This is a genomic window from Caballeronia calidae, from assembly GCF_900044055.2.
GTDB classification, from domain to species: Bacteria; Pseudomonadota; Gammaproteobacteria; order Burkholderiales; family Burkholderiaceae; genus Caballeronia; species Caballeronia calidae.
In genome coordinates this window covers 159,969-178,353 of record NZ_FCOX02000009.1, presented here as the reverse complement: position 1 = coordinate 178,353, position 18,385 = coordinate 159,969, and the positions used below count along the sequence as shown (strand labels likewise).

13 protein-coding genes are annotated in these 18,385 nt (G+C 57.1%); 1 reads left to right on the top strand and 12 read right to left on the bottom strand.

The window, feature by feature from the left end; genetic code table 11:
* Nucleotides 1–10 precede the first annotated feature (10 nt).
* The 10 genes from AWB78_RS11835 to AWB78_RS11795 form a co-directional block, all read right to left on the bottom strand.
* A complete protein-coding gene (locus tag AWB78_RS11835; RefSeq protein WP_062604758.1) occupies nucleotides 11–1,903 on the bottom strand; it encodes an EH signature domain-containing protein in 1,893 nt (630 codons plus the stop codon).
* Nucleotides 1,903–2,628, bottom strand: coding sequence for a flagellar motor protein MotB (locus tag AWB78_RS11830; protein ID WP_062604757.1), 726 nt, complete (start codon nucleotides 2,626–2,628; stop codon nucleotides 1,903–1,905). Before AWB78_RS11830 ends, AWB78_RS11835 begins: the two co-directional genes overlap by 1 nt.
* Nucleotides 2,625–4,967 carry an anti-phage ZorAB system protein ZorA gene (gene zorA / locus AWB78_RS11825; protein ID WP_062604756.1) on the bottom strand — a complete coding sequence of 781 codons (2,343 nt, stop codon included), beginning with the start codon at nucleotides 4,965–4,967 and terminating at the stop codon, nucleotides 2,625–2,627. The genes AWB78_RS11830 and zorA overlap by 4 nt, the downstream gene beginning before the upstream one ends.
* Before the next feature lie 20 nt (nucleotides 4,968–4,987).
* On the bottom strand, nucleotides 4,988–5,170 hold the full coding sequence (locus AWB78_RS46485; RefSeq protein ID WP_157697479.1) for a hypothetical protein: 183 nt from the start codon (nucleotides 5,168–5,170) through the stop codon (nucleotides 4,988–4,990).
* 386 nt (nucleotides 5,171–5,556) lie between these two features.
* A complete protein-coding gene (locus AWB78_RS11820; protein WP_063958964.1) occupies nucleotides 5,557–6,552 on the bottom strand; it encodes a hypothetical protein in 996 nt (331 codons plus the stop codon).
* Nucleotides 6,553–6,581: 29 nt separating this feature from the next.
* Nucleotides 6,582–6,944 (bottom strand): helix-turn-helix domain-containing protein, encoded by a 363-nt coding sequence (locus AWB78_RS11815; protein ID WP_063958960.1) that lies wholly within the window; start codon nucleotides 6,942–6,944, stop codon nucleotides 6,582–6,584.
* Between the two features lie 358 nt (nucleotides 6,945–7,302).
* Nucleotides 7,303–8,826, bottom strand: coding sequence for a competence protein CoiA family protein (locus AWB78_RS11810; protein ID WP_062604753.1), 1,524 nt, complete (start codon nucleotides 8,824–8,826; stop codon nucleotides 7,303–7,305).
* A gap of 49 nt (nucleotides 8,827–8,875) precedes the next feature.
* Nucleotides 8,876–9,367, bottom strand: a complete 492-nt coding sequence (locus AWB78_RS11805; RefSeq protein ID WP_062604752.1) for a hypothetical protein — start codon at nucleotides 9,365–9,367, stop codon at nucleotides 8,876–8,878.
* Nucleotides 9,368–10,471: 1,104 nt separating this feature from the next.
* Nucleotides 10,472–11,464, bottom strand: coding sequence for an alpha/beta hydrolase family protein (locus tag AWB78_RS11800; RefSeq protein WP_157697477.1), 993 nt, complete (start codon nucleotides 11,462–11,464; stop codon nucleotides 10,472–10,474).
* Nucleotides 11,465–11,787: 323 nt separating this feature from the next.
* Nucleotides 11,788–13,674 carry an RDD family protein gene (locus AWB78_RS11795; RefSeq protein WP_062604750.1) on the bottom strand — a complete coding sequence of 629 codons (1,887 nt, stop codon included), beginning with the start codon at nucleotides 13,672–13,674 and terminating at the stop codon, nucleotides 11,788–11,790.
* Between the two features lie 120 nt (nucleotides 13,675–13,794).
* Here AWB78_RS11795 and AWB78_RS46480 point away from each other — a divergent pair, with 120 nt between their 5' ends.
* A complete protein-coding gene (locus AWB78_RS46480; RefSeq protein WP_074173428.1) occupies nucleotides 13,795–14,001 on the top strand; it encodes a hypothetical protein in 207 nt (68 codons plus the stop codon).
* 65 nt (nucleotides 14,002–14,066) lie between these two features.
* On the opposite strand, the gene AWB78_RS11790 is transcribed toward AWB78_RS46480, so the two are convergent.
* Both AWB78_RS11790 and AWB78_RS11785 read right to left on the bottom strand, forming a co-directional pair.
* Nucleotides 14,067–15,197: an NHL repeat-containing protein gene (locus tag AWB78_RS11790; RefSeq protein WP_062604749.1), complete on the bottom strand. Its 1,131-nt coding sequence runs from the start codon at nucleotides 15,195–15,197 to the stop codon at nucleotides 14,067–14,069.
* A gap of 1,670 nt (nucleotides 15,198–16,867) precedes the next feature.
* On the bottom strand, nucleotides 16,868–18,367 hold the full coding sequence (locus AWB78_RS11785) for an aldehyde dehydrogenase (protein WP_062604748.1): 1,500 nt from the start codon (nucleotides 18,365–18,367) through the stop codon (nucleotides 16,868–16,870).
* Nucleotides 18,368–18,385: the final 18 nt, after the last annotated feature.

Sequence of the window (18,385 nt, the reverse complement as noted above, 5' to 3'; positions counted from 1 at the left end):
TTCGACTACGTCAGGCGTCTTTTTGACTCGGATACCACCAACCCTTGCCTGCGCGGTAGGTGAATCCGAGTTTGTTCAACAATGCAGTCATAGGGTTTTCGGCGTCGCTGTCGTGCATCACCCAGAAATTGCCTCCCTGACGGCGCATGTCGCGAATCGGAATCGAGAAGCGCCTGCAGAAAGTTTCAAGTTCGCGTTGTTCCTTCTCGCTAAACGCCGGTGTCGCTTTCTGTGTCACGAGGCTTAACTCCACCGGCGTGTCGCGCGCGGGTATTTCATTCGGTCGCGGATTTTGAGTCTCTATTTGCGTGAGCCCGGGTAGCATCTCAATCTGGACCAAACGACGAGTCTCGACTTGCGTCATCGTCATGGATTTCGCTGCGGTTTCGCCCGATTGTGCGGTTTGAGTCGCCGCCTGTTTTCCCGAAGCCGACTGCGTCGAGCTAAATACCGGAACGCGGCTGGGTAAGATGCCGCGCTTCTTGAGCGCATCCCTGTAGTCGTCCTCCCAAGTCTGCGCGCCCGAGTCACGGTGCTCTTTTCGAATCGGTCCGTTCTTTGTAGGCGGCGTATGCTTGATGTAGTCCTTGATGACCTGCGTCGAGACGGCTTTCTGGCCGCGCTCAAACGGGAGGTCCGAGGCGCGGTAGATAAACGTTGCGTTGCTCTCAAGCCCGAACTCGACGACCACCCAGTCGCCGAATCGGAGAATGAATGCGTTGTTCTGTTTGTCGCCCCCACCCCAAAGCTCAAGCGTCATGCCTCGCATCAGGTCCAGCACTTCTCGCATCCGAGGGTCGTTGTCACTACTAGCGTACGGACCCAGCGCGAACTTTACGTCGGTCAGAGCGCCGGCATATTGCACCCAAAATTTCATCCGCCGGATGCGCTTCTCTCGCTTGTCGCGCTCCTCGCGCTCACTTTTCTTCGCAAGCACGCTGAAGAATTTCTCGATGATGTGAGACGCGAACCATGCCTTCGCCATAGCGAGCGGGCCGTCGTCGAGCAACGCCCATCCCGACTTTTCCCAAGCGTACTTGTTATCGCTGTCTTGCATCGGGTTACGCCAGATGTCCAGCGCAACTTTGCGCAGGTCTTCATGCACTTCTCCGTCCGACTGTTCGTAGTAGTGTGTGAAGACTTCCGCGAGGCCGTGATTGAAAAGGTGCTTGTTCTCTCCCTCGACTCTTCGTAACGCGGCAATTAGCTGTGGAAGATGCGGAACAATTCCAGCTTTGGAGTTGGCCGCTCCCTGAATCATGGCGCGCACCATCTCCTCTTCAAGCCACGACGCCTTCGAAACACCCAAATCGCTGGCGAACTTGTCGTAGGCCCCACACTCGCCCGTGAGCATCTCCGAGCCAAAAGCGCGCAGCGGCTGTGCGGAAAAAAGCTCAGGATGCGAGCGAACCGCGTTCACCCAGTCCTCTTGGAACGTCGGGTCGTAAATGTCCGCAGACGTCTTGGCGAGCCAGTCGCGCAACTGGTTCCAGTTTGGCCACGCTATTCTGGAGCCGCGCTTCCCTTCCGGGTGATAACCGAGGTACGCGTCGAGTAGACCCTTATAACAGTCCTGGAACACCATCAGATGCTTCCGGTAGCGCTCAACGTTCGAAAGGACGACCGGAAAGACTGTTGTGTCTTCAATGAGCTTCTGCTTCTTGGGTCCAATTGGCAAAAGACAACCGAGGCTCACGTAGACGGCTTGGCGAGAATCGTGCATTCGCAGGTCTTGCCTGAACTTGACCACTGCCGCGCGAATGTCATCTTCTTCGGCCACAGGTTTGTGCCCTTTGAGCTCAACTCGAAGTTTCTCTACCCAACCGGTTAGAGGCGAAAGTAGGTCGTCGGGCGCACCGGTGCGGTCGCGCATTTGCAAGATGTGGGCGAGGGTCTGGAGCATCAGTTCGCTCCCAGCGCGCAGATTCCGAAGTTGCCTCGCGCAATACCTGCTGTCAAAGTGCGGTGCTCGCCAATACCAAGAAATTCGAGGCGCAGTTCAACGCGCCGGCTGTCCTCGTAGGTCGCCTTCGCACCATTGAACGAGTAGCCACCCACGAGAAACAGGTCGCGAATCTGTTCCAGTTCGCCGTTAGTCATCGCGGACTCATCCGTGAACGGCTTCGCAAGCAGAACGCATAGCACGCGTTGGCTACGCTGCAGGCTCAGATTCAAGTTGTAGAGGTAATCGCCTTCCGGACTGGAAAAGCCCTCGACGACAATTTGCTTGAGCCACTTCTTGCCGAGCGGGTCGCGGGCGATGCGCAGCACCTCCGGCACGAATGCGCGAAGCAACCGTTGTTGTTCGGGCTTGAGCCCCGAACTGTTCTTGTCGAAGTGTGCCTTGTCGCCGAAATCGATGACGTTGCGCGCGGTATCAACTTTGATGCCGGGGTATTTTTGCGCGGCGACCTGAACGCGGTGCAGCAACTCGGTGATTTCTTTGTCCCGTTCTGCCTTAGCGCGCTCTGCCTCGTCGACGCGCTTGGTCACGGCAAGCAACGTGACTGACATCGTGACAAGAAACAGCACCATCAGGGCGGTCATGAGGTCCGCGTAGCTAATCCAAAACGGCTTTTCAGCTTCGGACTTGGAGCCCCGTTTTACAACTATGCGAGCGCCAATCATTGCACTCGCTCCGCGAGGACCGGCCTGGTCGCGTTGGCCAGTCGCGCAATACTACGCGCGAGCAGGCTAGTGACCTCAGCGGTGGTGTCCACAAGGCCTCGATTGGCCGTGATAATGGACTCTTTGAGTTCGGCTTGAAAAGCAAGAGTCGACTTGCCCATAACTTCGGCAACCTTGGTCATGAACGAGTCGATTTCGGTGTGGGCTGCGCTCAGTGCGTCCGTGGCATCCCTAATTTCAGCCAACACCTTGCCCGACGATAAGCTGTTGTTTTTTGCGTCGTCGACGATTTTGCGCGCTTCGATAACCGTCTGAAGCAGTTGGTCGCGCGTTGTGCTGTAATCGTCGACCACGCGTCGCATAGCTTGTGCGGCCGTCTCGACCGAACCTGCGGCAATGGCCAGTTTGGCCGTTGTGGCCTCCGACTGCTGTAAAACGCCCGACAAGGAGCTTCCCGCCTTCGAAAACTCATTTGCCGCACCAAACATCGTCTCAGCGCCTGAATTCATCTTGGCAACCGTGTCAGAAGTCGCGTTACGCATCGAGTCGACGCTCTGTCTCATCGTATCAACGGCCGCGCGCGTGCCAGCTACAAGCGCTTTCATTTCAGTGGTCGTGCCCTCAAGCGCGGCTCGCATCGCAGTTGCGTTGGCTTCTGCCTGCTCGCTAAGCCACTTCTGACGTTCGATATTCTCAGCTTCGGCGCGGGCGGCCTGCTCCGTGATGCCTCTCAGAAAACCACCCACCTTGTCGTTTACGGTCGAGACTGCGCCTTCAAGGGTTGCGTTGCTCTTCTCTTGCGCGTTGACCACCGACTGCGACAGTCCGTTGACCAGTTTCTCTACATTGGCGCTGACATCCCCCACTGCCTTGGTGAGCTTCTCATTGGTTGCGTCCTGGGACTTCGCTACCAATTGCGACAGCGTCGACACAAGCGTCTCGACCGTCTGAGAGACACCATTTAACGCTGCCCCAAGCTTCTGATTGGTGGAATCGGTCGAGGCACTCACCGATTCCGTGAGTTTGGCGACGAGGTCCGTCATTTTGCAGCTCAAGCCTGAAATGGCGGATTCCAACTTTTCGTTGACCGCTGTCTGCGCGCCTTCGGACGTCTTTTTCATTTCATCGACTACCTCCGACATCTTGCGCGCCATCAAATCCTGCCGCGCGTCCATACCTTCAATCGCCTTCGCGATGGCGCCGGCCATCGTTTCGGTAGTGCGCGCGCCCGTCGTCTCAAGAGACTGAGTGAGATGCTCCATACGGGCGACAGCGCCCTGCAACGTCTCAATTGTCTTTTGTTGCATCTCATTGATGCCGGTTAGCTGCTCGCCGAAAAGGTCCCTAAGAGAGTCCTTGAGCGCGATGATAGTGTCTGTCAACAGCGTGCCTACCGCCGTTGTCTGCGTCCCAGTTGCGGTCTCGACCGCTTTCTTAAGCGCCGCCATGGGTTCAGCGACGGCCTCTGATACGCCTTTCGCGATATGGTCTCCAATTTTTTCGCCCAATGAGGAAGTGCTCTTCTCGTTAGCCTTGAGCGCCTCGACGATTTTCTCCTGAGCAGCAATTTGACTTTCGGAGAGCGACACGAGAATTCCCTTCAGGTCGGAAACTAGTGCGTCCTTGAGCGTTTCGCTGTTGGTGACGTATCGGTTCGTCGAATGCACAAGTTCCTGCAACATCGCTTCACCCGCTCCGGCGACATAGCGCCGGTCGATTTCGGCCGTCAGCGTCTCCGCCTGTTTGTATAGGCGGGCGAGCAGCAGTTTCTCGACGAACGTAATGACCATCGCGAAGAAAATCGCGAAGGCCGACACGAGGAACGCTTCGGACACACTGCCCAGTAGGTTACTCAGACTGGTGCGTACGAGTGCTGCGTTGTCACTGATGTTGAACGCCTGAAGGCCGTGAAGCACGCCAAAGAAGGTCCCGATGATGCCGATGCCAGTTAGTATCCCCGGAAGGTGCTTGTAGAACTCCGTCCAGACGAAGGAGTCGACCACCGCATGTTGGCTGAAGAACTGCTCTGATGGCATTGAGGCGCGCTTCGCCTTCAGGTCGTATTGCCCGGTTATAGAATTGAATTCCGTCTCGTCTAGGAGCGTCTCGCCGAATTCTTTCCAGAGATGCTCCAGGTCGCCGGCTTTTCCAAAAAGCGCGTCAGGGCTCTCGTCTTTCCTGAGCGTTTTTAGACCGTTAACCAGCTTCAGCAGGGTTGCGCGCCTGCGAAAGCATTTCAGCACGAAGTGGCCGAAGAACGCAGCCACGAGAACCAGAAGAACAAAAGCGCACGTTTGCGAGACCCACGGTGCGTGGGAAAGCGTATTAAGAATGTTCATTTTCTTAGAGTGGTCTGGTCTTATTCTTGGCGAACGACCGCGTCCGCCGGCACTTCAATGCCCTTCTGCCGGCAGAACTCGAAGATGAGGGTCTCCAGCAGGTTGGATTGACTTCTGTTCTCGTGTTGAGCCGCAAGCGCCAGCGCGAGCTTGAAGCGTGCGGACGCCCGAAAACTCATTGACGTTTCTTTTCGTTGTTTCATTCAGCTTCCCCGATAGCTGCTTTTCTTTTTTGTATAGTAGTTGTATTGCGGGGAAGAATGCAATCCGAAACGCTCACTAGATTGAACCGAACAAGATTCTTTGTTTGCCACCACACAATCGTGCTTTTGCCGGGGCGTCCAGTAGAGCAATTGCTGCATGAATCGGCAAGGCGCATTAAAGTTTTGAGGCGATTCGCCGTTAGCCGATGCTCAGTTTCCGGCGTAGTTTGCGAAGCAGGTAAAGCGAAGCGGGCCGACTTGCTGGTTTTGTTTTCTGCGGTTCGCGAATGGGTTCGGCTTACCCCGTGTGCGAACAAAATTTGTCAAATACGACTCTGACTGCAAACCCGAGGCAAAATCAACCTGGGTTTGCAAGCGCACATCTGTTAGAAAGTTCCTTCCCGAACCGCTGCAATCTTTTTGACAGCAGGTGCTCCCGAAAGCGGTGCGTTTTCTGGCAGAGGGTCTGCGCCTTTCTTGACGCCGAGTGCCGCCACGCTATCGAGTCCGCTCAATGCGGCCGATGCAGGCACCGAAGCCTTGTCCTCGTCGTAGATTTCGAACCAAGGCAGACCCGCCTTTGCGTAGTCGGCGGCGGTTGGTACGTCGCGCGGCGGTTGCTGTCCCGTCACCGCCTCGTATTGTGCTGAGTTGAGAAGGTGGACGAAGCAGCGTGAGCTGTGCTGCTGGTCCCATTTCTCTACACCGAAATCGTCCCTGTAGATTTTCTGCTTCATGAGCCCGCCCGGAGCGAGGCCCATGTCAAGTGCGGGAGCTCGCTCCAAAGAGAACACGGCGGAGGACGCATACGACGCGTAGCGCAGAATATCATCTGGGTCTTCATAGAACTCTGCTTTAAGCGGCATCGCGATAATCTGCAGACCGCCGTGCACTTCTTCACCTGTGACTTGCGCTTCAGCGGTGTAGCCGGCACCCAGTGGCATGGCGACGAACTGGCGAACAACATCCTTTCCGACATTGAAGCCATCAAGCCAAGGCTGCTTCGGCGTAGTGACATAGTCCTGCTCGGAGCCGGCCTTACGCTCCTGCAACTCTGCAGTCCACGGCTGCCCCGAGACAGCGTTGACTTTGCCCGCCGCAACCTTGACGGCGAATGGGTAGGTCGAAGAAAAGCTAATCCACATAGCCTCCGCTTGCGCCATCGGGAACAGGATGCCGCCGTGCTCGACCCATTTTGGTGGGAGCCGATTCGCGTAGTCGTCGACGTGTGACAGCGGAAAGCTCCCAAGGCCAGGCGGAAGTGGATACTCGCGATTGTCGTCCGGAAGCCGGAGCGTTCGGTGGAAACTGATGATAAGCCTGGCCCGCGTGTGTACTTCAGGAAATGCGAAGACCAGTTCGTGTTGATTCAGAGTAAGCATGTGGCTGAAGCTCCCGTCTTGTAGTTGAACTACCACTGGCCGTCACGAACTTCCCGGACTAACCTCAAAATCGCCTTATCCGGCGCGTTTCGCAACTGCCGTATCAGTTCCGCGAACAGCTTTGGGCGCGCGCTCACAATCTGTTTAAGCTGAGGCGATACGCGCCCAGCCAGCAACATCAGAGTATCGAAGTCCTCGCCGAGAATCTCCGCGAGCTTTGCGACCATTTCATCACTCGCTTGAACCTTTCCAAGCTCAATCTTGGATAGGTGGGACGCTTCGACTTCGAGCTTGCGGGCGACCCCTCGCAGCGAGAATTCAGGTGCGCCAGCCTGCGAGCTTTCCGCTAAAAGCGCTTCCCGTCGACCACGAATGTACGTTCCAAAATCCATCAGAGCTGCCAGTTTGCGATGCTGTGTACAAATATTGACACACCTTCTTCGGCGTAAGCAATGGGTGAGAGAAAGAAATTTGTGGGGAAGCCAACGTTGCCGCTAGGCGAGCTTTGCAGAGGCCTCGCTGGGAACCTTGGTCGCTTCCGGCTGGTGCGAAAGAGAGCGGCAGCTAAGCTACTTCTGCAGCGACCGCTTCCACCGTCAGTTTGAACATCGCCGGATACACAGCACTTTCGCCCCTCCAGTGACATGCCAGTTCTTCTCTGCTGGTCCTCCCGTGACCCCATTCAACGAGGAAGCTTTGTGTCAACCTCGTTCATGTTCAAGCTCTCCCCGACCTTCTATATCGCCGCAATCATGCCCTCCGCCACGGAGGGTCAATCCCGTCCCGCAAGGTTCGCCAAGATTCCTCGACGACACCGATATCTTTCAACAGCTCGAAGGTCCTTCTCGGATTGCCGTCGCAGTGAGTCAGTAGAGTCTCGATGGCGGAGGGGGACGGCTCGGACGTCATTCGGTAGAGCGCATCAATGAATCGGCGGGCGTCGAATGTTGCCCCCTCATATCTGGTTGACGCCTCAGACGCTCGCACCAGAGCCACGTCTTCCGGCGGCCATTTTTCCCGCCAGGTCCAACCACGGCGGGCTGGTGCGGCTGACGTACGGCGCGCACCGGTCGTACGGGGCACACTTAACGGGTAAGTGGTGCGGGGTGGCGGCTTGGGTTCGCGGCGCGCCGGCGGTTGAAGTGCTCCGTGTAGGACCGTATAGGTGTCGCTCCCGTATCCGCCCCTGTCGCGCTCGAGAAAGCCGCAACTCGTCAGGTAGCCGAGAAAAAGTCTGAGCGCAGTCCCTGCATCGTACTTTACCTCCTCGGACACCCCGAACCGACTTCGGGCCCACTGGAACACCTGGGGAAGCGAAAACGGTCTGCGCGCCGGGCCGTCGCCTATCGGGTCATAGATGAACTGCACGAAAACCGCGCCTTGCCAGATGTCAAGCGGTGCGGGAATAGCGCCTGCTCCTTCTCGGACGGGAACCTGGAGATGTCTGGGCCACGTTGCGGCCGGCTTCAGCCCGAGCACGGTGCGTAGCTCCAGCCGCTTCATCTCATTGGGCAGTTCCCGGTACCGCGCATTGGCCAGGTCGGTCTTGCTGGGCTGAGGGGGTGGCGGTGCCGTTCTGGGACGTGCCGCCTCGGCCGCGTCACGGGTCCTGCATGCGACCCAGGCTTCATACTCCGCAAGCATCTCCGCTTTGATGCTCGTGTATTCGTTGTGGTTCACCCACGTGCGGTTGGTGTCGCAATCGAGGACGTGCCACGCCAGTTCCTCCAGAGTCAGCTGTTTGCCCACCAAGGGCAACAGGTCAATTTCGATACAGGGCAGCCGGTTCGCCCGAAGGTAGTGCGCTTTCTCGTGTTCAACCTCGTGACGGACCTTCACTTCGACCACGACGTCCGATACGTCGCCCAGACGTCCTCCGATGTCGGCGATGTACGGTCCAGTCCCAATGCGCGATTCATCCCGCGCCTGAACCAGTTGCCAGATTTTCTCCGGCAGCGTCACATCCCTCGAGCGCTCATAGAGGCCGAAGCTCGGGTGCTCTCGCCTGAACTGAATGACGAACGGCGGAAGTGCGACCCTGCGCTGCCTCAGAATCAGTTGCTTCGCTGCCAGATGAAGCGCGGTCTCCGCGCCGCCAGCACACTCGGACCCGGAGGCGTGCGAAAAGTACCAGGAGTTGACGTGACCCTGGTTGGCGACAATACGCCCACCGCATTCCGGGCAGACGCAGCCACACGCCAGACCCCGAGGCACAGAATGAACGTCAACAAGTCGCCCTTCCCGGTCGCGCGCAAAAGCTATGTGATTGGGCATGAGGTTCGTGTGAGGGCTCGCTACACCGGGCTGCCGAAAGAACCAGTTTTCAGTCCGCGCAAGCCAGCACCGAGTTCAACGGGGAGTCTATCGTTTCAACCACAGCCCCATTCGCATTCTCCGGCTCTAGTATGCCCAATGATGCCGCCAAGTCCCCGTCAGGAATTCGGCACTCGGGACAGAAAACCGCAATTTCCTTCTCGTCCATTATTCGCATTGATGCCAGCCAAGGCTGGGAGACGTCTTCCATCTCGCCGATATATAGCGTGTAGTGCGGCTGAACTCGGTCCACCGGCCTCTGACACTCGCAGCATGTCGCGACTGCATGCAGGGCCTGGTATAACGGATGGAGTCCCTCTGTAATCGGCTCTTCCATTGCCTCCCAGCACTCCTTCGAACAGAAGCACATTTCATGTAGCTCGTGCACGACAGTGATGATTTTGCTTTCGCCGTCGAAGTTGACTTTTTGAGTACGGCTGTAGAAATTGTGCATACGTGAGCCGAGCTTCACCTCGCACACTTGGCAATGACCCAATTCCATCGCAGTCTCTCTTTTCAGTCCTAGTTTCGAATGCGGGCCACATGCCGCACGCTTTTCTTGCCTCGCTCCCTCCGACTCACCTCGACGCCATCGCGTAGCATCCGTAGAAATGTCCCGCCGAACTTAGCGCAATACAGCCCTCAAATTGAAACGCCTTCCCTCGTCGCTTAAGGATGCAAATTCACCCGACCGTGGGTCTCAAATCCGGGAGAGTCAAAGCGGCTCCCGCCAGCGAACAACGGCTTTAATGAATTCAGCATTTCTATGGCGTTCTCTGCTGTCACTTCAGCCTCGCGCTCCGGAGGCACAGGTGCGCGGTACCACCGACCGGACCGACTGAACGATTCGTACTCTATTGCGAACCGCAGCCAAGCGGTCGAACAGCCGTGGCACCTGAACAATGTCACGTCCCCGTAGCTGCTGTTCGTTGTATCGACGCCGTCAAAGAGTACCTCGGGATTTATCAGGCGACCAGTCGCTTCGAAACACTCGCATGCCGTAGCGGTCACATTCATAAAGTCTTATTCTCGTTCTAATTATTGGAATAACACGGTTGAGGGGGTCGCCTGCCCCCGCCCCGCGTGTAGGCCATACCCTGCCAGACTTCGCGGCATCGACCTTTGAGATTGTGCCATGCGTAGCGTTCGCGCTGTATTTCTTGTTATGCAACCGTGACATGTTACTGGGTGAAGTTTAGCGACCACTCGGGACATATCGTGTCTCGAATTCATCTGCGGCGGGAAATGGGGCCCCGTGTCATGGCGTAAAGCCTGCAGTGGCGAACTCGGGATAAAACGGCGTTTTATATTGAAGCATGATTGAGCACCCTACCTACAATGGCACCGACCGCATCCCAGCAGACCGATTGAGCCACAAGGTCATCCGGTTTCTGGAATTTCTATTTGCCGACGCGATAACTGACGTCGGGCTGGTCGCGAGAGAACTGGGCGTGCGAGACGAGATGCGCGAACGGCTTCGCCGCGCGCTTGACCGATTGGCTTGCGTGCAGATGCGGGCAGATGACGATGACCACGACCTGAGAAGACGGCACCGTTCAGAAGGAAGTTACGGCGTTTCTCTGACTGTGCCGCCTTTGGCAGCGGCTCAACGTGGGAACGTGGAGTCCGGATGCGTTGCGTCATACAGCGAGCGGGCAAGCCGGCTCATGTTGTGCGAATGAACGGGCCAGACATGGCCCATGAAGTTGTAGCGCACGGCGCGCACCGCCGGGTTTTCCTTCGATGGCGGAACAGCGAGCGCCAAGGCTGACCGAAAAAAAGCGAGAATCTCGCCCCGTTCGAAGACGCGGTCGGTCTTCAGGCCTGTTGCATTCTGGGTCCGAAGGGCCCGCGCTAGGGTGTAGAAGCCCGTGACCGGCGATGGGTCGAAAGCGTATACCTGGATGACCCGGGGAAGCTTCTTGCCTTCCTCCAAGAGTTTGTCCGGCAACGCGTAGGCAAATTGCTGCGCAAGGCCCCCGCCTAGCGAGTGACCTGTCGAATAGACGACGGGCGGCAACTGCGGAAACTCTCGGCTGATGCTGTCTAGGAAGGCGGGGACAAATTTAGTCACTAACACGCTGTACTCATCTGGCCATTTCGGGAGAAACCAGCGAAGGTTGGCCTGCCAATCACGCCAGGAAGTAGCTACCGTGCCTCCAAAGGCCACGGCGAGCGCGGAGTTATCTGACTTCTTCCAGACCTCGAGTCGAAGGTGAACGGACTTGAATGCCTTGTCCAGAGTGTTGTCCACGAATGCGTCACAGGATGTCCATCCCGCCCTCGCCAGTTCCACTTCTGGATTGAACTTGTGGTGGGCATACTCCGGTGCTGCTTCGCGCGGAAATTCCGCGCTGGACACCGAAACCTTCTTCCGTAGGGCTTTCTTGATGGAGGCAGCCTTTGCGTAAGCGACCTGACTCAAGAGTGCAAACTCCCAATGCTTTTTAGCCTCATCGAAGGCCGCTTCCGGCTCTCCGAAGGTTCTGTCGCCCGGCGCCCGTACGAGCACCTCCTCCTGCGTCTGTTTCAAGTTCCGCAGATAGCGCCGGCAGTCTGCGGCGAACGAGTTCTCTTTAGTCGGAGTCGTCACGCTCACGATAGCCTCCACAACCTAATTCAGCCTCTTTTAAGACGAAATTCTAGGGCGGGAATTTAAGAACGCCAGGGGTACCGTCTTCTGCGGGTGCCGCTACCACGCGGCCGACAATGATTAAAATTCTTACGAAAACCACCGTCCATATCGTGGAAGTCCATTGGCCTCATCGAAAGATGCGGCAATCGCCCGTTTGTTCTCAGCAGGTGTCGCACAAGCCGTGCTGGTCGCAGAGTTCGGCTGAGCATGGCCGACGGCGCGACCCTAGACCAGCTAATACAGGACACGCCCTCTAAAAAAACGTCACGATGGGCTTGCCATTGAGCTCAAGAGCCGGACGTTGTGCTCAATACCTCTTTGAAGAACTGGTAGCCTGTGTTCTCGTTCAGGTGTCCACTTTCTGCCGCATAGATTACGCGCCATACTCCGCCATTTGCTCGAAATAGCCAATACCTGACCTCGGGCTGACCCGGGTATAAAAGCACGTACCCACGCCCTTGTCCGGCCAGCACTGGCCGTCCGTCCTCGAGCATCTCCTGGGCGGTACCCAGCATTCGATAGATTGGGTCGTTGACTGACCGAAGCGCGTCCGCGTACGGAACAGGTGAAGCGGCGTCCGCATCTGGAATGAACCGAACGCCGACTGCCTCACGCGTGAATGCGCAACCGTCACCGGGCGACAGGCAAGCTGCCGTGTATGCCCAGGGGTTCGCCTTGTTTGGAAGAAATGGGTTGACATCCCATCGACCACTGAGTTGAACCGTCTCACCACTTACCGGATTGCGCCAGTCAATCGGGAAGTTGGACCTCCCTGTGGGGGCATATATAAACGGTTCGTCGCCCCGAGTCGATGCGAGAATAGATTCGAAAAACTCTTGCGCATTTCGCTCGGCCGCTGGACTGGCAGCGGGAGCCAGGTAGAGGACGCGCCAGTTACTACCGCTGCCTTCAAAAAACCACGCGCGTGCGAATTTTTCGTCGGGGGCATTTAGGAAGTTCGACAACCCGCGAAAATATCCGAAATCGCGTTTACCCTTAAGCACAAGACCGGTTGCGTTTCCCTCCCAAACAGCCCGTCCGCCTTCGTTGATTTTCGTGAATTGAGTAATCGGCAGATAGTCGTCGGTCCGGGCATCATCGCCCGTGAACGACAAGCCAATAGAGCTTCCGTCGACGGCTGCGAATTCACCGCTTTCGGACCTGAATACCCAACGATAGTCCTCCGACTCAAGCGCCGGATACTCATGCCAACGGCTGGCCAGATTCGACGGCATCCCAGACAGCGGATTAACCCACGCGCTGGCAAACGTCCTCGACGCTGAAATTTGGGCCTTCGACGGGCCGTCCACCGGAGATGTGCCAGTCGCTGATGCGCCCGCTGGACGCGATGCCTCCGAGATTGCGACCTGTCGCAGCGCGGCGCTGAACGACTGCGCGTCAAGCTTCGATAACACCAACATAGAAAAGCCGAGCGTCCCGAAAAGCGCCAAGCGCAGTGCACTCCTCCTTGCGCCGACAACAGTGTATCCCCACGTCCAATCCCACCGAGTGCTACCAGTCTTTCTGAGCGTACTTTCGCTCATGAACAGCGTGATGAACTGGACGCCAGGCAGCCCGAACGCGAATCCCGGTCCCCACATCGCAAAGTTTCGATTGAGGTATTGCTCCGCCGTAAGCGCGCTGTCAGTCCGTGTGCGCACGGACAGGCTGAGAAGCGCTTTACCGGGCGTATTGCCGAACAGCCGATAAAGGAGCGCATCCAAGAGCAACGACAAAGGCAGCGACAGAATCAGAAAAATCATCGCGAACAGCGACGTCCATAGGAGAGCACGTCCCGGCCACGGAGGCATGAGCTTCGGCAGGATTTCCGCGAGAGCGTAGCCAAGCGGATACCCGACGATGCTCGAGCACAGCATGATGTCGAACCAGCGGGCGCATGCCCGGCTTGTGGCCGAGGCCCGCGCCGTTTGAGGCGTCGATGCTTCCAAAGGCGGGCTCGTCCCTTGCGTCGGTTGGAGGTTGTCGGCAACAACTCCGCCAGCGAGAATCCAGCCGAGCCCCCACGCCAACAATAGCGGCACCACGCCGAACGCCACAAATTTTGGACCCGATAGGCGCGCGTACTCGCCCGCCAGTGCGGTATACACGACGCAGGCCCAGAGCGCCGAAAGGACGACACCGACTCGGACTCGCCGGGGCAGGGATTGGGACATGCTTTCCTCGCTTTTTTCCAGAGATGGTAGTGGCGAGGCTTCTCCAACAATGTTCGCTACAGCCCGCTGCCCCCCATCCTGCGCTACAGCCTACGCGTCGCTGAGAATCTCGCATGCTTTATGAAAACCAAAACATTGCCCGGCACTTGCATCGATGCCGAAAACTTCTCGCACGGTTTTGCGTCAATCGTTTGCGACTTGGCGCCCGAGAATTGCGGGCTACTGACTGAGCGCGACCGTCTTCAGGCCGCACTCGACCAATGGCACCCCGAGCATCCGGGCCGTCTGCGATTGCGATTCGGTACGATGCTATCGACGCATCTTTGAATCGGCAAGCAATAGAGCAAGGCCGGCCTCGCAGCTAGACCGACCTCTTCCTCCGCTGCCCCCTTCTAATTGCGGTAGTTGAGCGTCGCGGGGTCGCTGTTCTTAAAGATTAAATACCACGCTTGCCCTACCGCACCGCCGGCTTTGGCGGATGGAACAATGACATCGCATTTCTTTGTCGCCGTGTCACACCGGCGTACTTCACCTGTGGTTTTCGCATCATTGCCTGCGATTGGAATGTATAACTTGCCGCCTGGCCCGAAGATAATAGCTTGAGCGTAAGACCTGTTTATGGAATTGGGCGGTGCCAACACCAGTTCATCGAGGAGTTTGCCAGTGTTTCCGTCGAGCTTGAGTATTCTGTCGGCGTCGGTCCGGTCCGCCTGGAAGCTCGTCACCCATAGGTTCCCAGCGCTGTCGAAGACCAAACCCTCAGGCCGATGCAAGCTCGCGACCGTTTGGTCGGAGGCAACGACGTTCATGAATTTTCCGGTGTTCGCATTGAAGCGCAGAATGTATCCCTTCAATGGGTCAAATGCGCCGAGCTTGGAGTCGAGGCACCCCGTTGACGAAACGTACAAGTAGCCGTCGGGGCCAAAAACTAACCCGCGCGGATGGAACACGTTGTCCGGGTCCGGAAACCCTTGTAGGTCGAGGTTGCCCAGATAGGCACCGTTATCGTTATACCGCTTCACGTTGCCATTAGCGCACTTCGAATCGGAGACGGTATCGGCTACGTAATATTGATTGCCCGGGCCGCCTCGAACGATGCCGCGAGGTGCGAAGGGTGCGTTTCGGTCACCGGAGGACACAAGCTTGTTGATATACGTGCCCGTCGTTCCGTCAAACCGGAGAACCTCGCCGGTGGTACCAGTGCTGCCCTCTGGAGCCGGGTTCTGACTGACCACCAGGAATTGGCCATTCGTGAAAATCATCCCCATGGGTCCGTTTAGCCCATGCGCTTTGGACGGGACGAAGGCGCCTGCGTAGTTCCCACTCGACACATCATACTGCTTGACTGAACTATCTCCATTGTCGCCAATGAAGAGTGCCTGTGCGTTCGACGCCTGGCTAAGCATCAACGCACTCAGTGCCACCGCTGCTGGCAAAATTACTGAGCGCAAGGTGCCTTTGCTGGAACGGCGCTTTGCTTGTGAAGCGTCAAGGGTCGAAGAGCCGACGAAACATGCAATCATTTGATGCCTCCATTCGTATTTATTACTTGGTGTGGCAACAAGCGCGTCAGGTCGAGCCGACCAGCGACGCGGGGACGCAAAAGGACTCTACCCTTCACTTAACGTGGTCGACTTTGAGTGGTCGACCGGACTGGCAGACCCTGAGTTGTCTCCGCCACATGCGGTCAACGTCGCGGCGACAAAAAGCGCGAACGTAAATGTCCCCAGTGTCTTCTTAACCGTGAGGCCAAAATATTTCATATCAAGCTCCTAAGAGACGCAAAAAACATGCACTTGTCCGACATACGAGGCCATAAGCCTTGCGGTGTCTCGTATACAGCGCGACTGGTCCCATTAATCTTCCCCGACTGCTCAACAAGACAGTCACTCGAGCGCCTCCTTTGTATTCCTAATGAACATAACGAAGTTTAGGCTCTAATACTGCCCGAGGACCTTGCATTTGCCATCTGTTTTCAGCGTCCTTAAATGTATAAATCGAGTCGGCGCCCGTCAAGGTAAAATAATCTTGACCGACAGAAACGTTTCTTATTCAATTTTTTGGCTGGCGGTTCGCGCGCCGTCAGAATATTTCTTCAAAAACCGGGTTTCGAAGAGCCCAAATTTCAACCGATTTACACGACGTATGGCTCCCGGTTGGAATGACTCAGTTAAAAATCGTGACGCATCTAATCGTACGACTTATTTCTTACTTGTCGTACCATTTATGCACCAATGTCTGTACCAAGCGTGCCAAAGCGGACGCTGGTCGTCTGCCCTCCGTGCTCGTCCATGCGAGCTTGAACTTCCGTGACAAAACTGTCGGGTAGAGTGCTCAAAGTCCATGCTGGGTTCGGCATTTTCCGTTGTCTCGTTAGCTTGTTGTTCGCGGTGCCTGCGTCCGCTGGACGAAGGCGCAACATCGCTGCCCTCGGCAGCTTCTATTCGCGAGCGCGATAAGTCCGTTTGAGTGCGCACAAACGCATTGGAAAAACTCCGGCGGCGCTGACAAATGGGAAAGGCCCTATCTTCTCCTCACCCATTGCAAAGCGAAACCTTCCTAGTGGTTTCAACTCTCAACGTTGGATACGTTAAGCACGACCGCTAGCTTCTGCTGAGGAAATCGCTCTTGCGGAGCCTGCAGTTACCGCGTAGTGAGGTCGAGCACGATGTCGTGGGACGAAGGCTTCCGGAGAGCATGATATCTATTGAGACAATTGGCGTCTTACGTCTCTCGGGCGGCCTCCGCAAGCTGCGGGCTAATCAACTCGCAAATTCGCGAGAAGCGAGGCGGCGCGAATGGAACCAAGGTTCGAAGAAGCGCGGCCTTATCAGCCGGGCGCGGCATTAATCTATGAGCGAGTAAAGCGCGAATCGGCAATGACTTCGCTGCAGCGAGTCAGTGCCTTTCTACGCGAATACGAAAGCGCCGTCGGCCGGTGCGAGTTCAAGTCGACGGCGCTTCGATGGGTCTTGAGAAACGCCTCGAGCATCTCGGCCACCATGCATACGAGGCCGAACCGAACGCGCGATGCTCCGCTCGATTGCAAGATAGCGTCCCGAGCACATACGGCACGATAGTCGATGCCTAGCGAAGGTATAAGGCGTCGATATAGCCCTTCGCTCCCTCTGTTGACAGTTTAAGCCCGCGCCCCGGGCTCCCGCGAGCGAGGAGCACCGGAGTGTTTTGACGGTCAGACTTCGTCCGAGTCGCTATCGTTGAGGTCGAGCCAGATGGTTTTGAGCTGCGTGTATTGGTCGTGCGCATACAACGAGTTATCGCGCCCGCCAAAGCCCGATTGCTTGTAGCCACCGAAGGGCGTCGTGATATCGCCTTCCCCAAACGAGTTCACGGTAACCGTGCCCGCGCGAATTGCCCGCGCGGCGCGCAGGGCGCGTTTCCCATTCCCGGCGAAAACGGACGCTGCGAGTCCATACTCGGTGTCGTTGGCGACGTCGACGGCTTCCTTCAGGCTATCGACCGTGATAACCACGAGGACTGGCCCGAAGATTTCTTCGCGAGCAAGCTTCGTGTCATTGCTTTCAACCTCGATGATGGTCGGATGCACGAAACGACCTTCGCTCGTCTCACCACCGTAGATAACCTTTCCATCACTGGAAAGATACGATTGGACCTTCTCGAAGTGCTGCTTCGAGACCAAAGGCCCAACTCGGTTCTCGGGGTCCAACGGGTCGCCAACTCGCCACTCGGCAGCGAGCTCCGAAATCTTGGAAAGCAACTGCGCTTTGATGTCACGATGGACGACGAGCCGCGAGATGGCGGAGCAGTTTTCGCCCATGTTCCAGAGAGCGCCGTTAACGATATGAGCGGCGACGTCGTCGACGTCCGTGATGTCAGACATGACAACGCACGGATTCTTCCCGCCCATCTCGAGCACGACTTCCTTGAGGTTGCTATCCGAGGAATAAGCGAGGAACTTCCGACCGGTCGCTGTCGACCCGGTGAAGGACACCATGTCGATGTCCGGGTGACGCCCAATCGGCTCGCCCACCGCACGGCCGCTGCCGGTCACGACATTGAAAACACCTGCAGGAATGCCCGCCTCAAGAGCGAGCTCAGCGACGCGCATCGCGGTGAGCGAAGTCTCCACCGCCGGCTTCACAACCAGCGAGCAACCGGCCGCGAGCGATGGGCCAATCTTCCACGCCAACATGAGGAGAGGGAAGTTCCAAGGCAAGACAAGTCCTACGACACCAACGGGCTCGCGGACAATCATCGAAATGTGATTGTCCGAGGCCGGAGAGACCTGGTCGTAAATCTTGTCGATAGCTTCGGCGTGCCAGCGAAGCACGTTAACCGTCTCAGGCACGTCGACCGTCTGGCAATCGAATATCGTCTTGCCTGCATCGAGGCTCTCCATCACCGAAAGCTCGACCGTGTTCTGCTCGATGAGGTCGGCCAGGCGGAGAATTGCGCGCTTGCGCTCAGCCGGATGGAGCTTAGACCAGCGCCCGTCGTTGAATGCTGCCCGTGCGCTACTCACAGCCGCGTCGACGTCTTCTTTCGAACAGGCCGGGATGTCAGCCAGATGCTCGCCAGTTGCCGGGTTCAGGGTCGCGAACGTCTCGCCCGATGCAGCGCCACGCAACTCTCCGTTGATAACGGCGGAGGTCGGGAGCCTCAGCTCTCGCGCAACTTTCTGGTACGCGCTCTTGGAAAGCAAATCGCTCATTTCAATCTCTCTTTGATA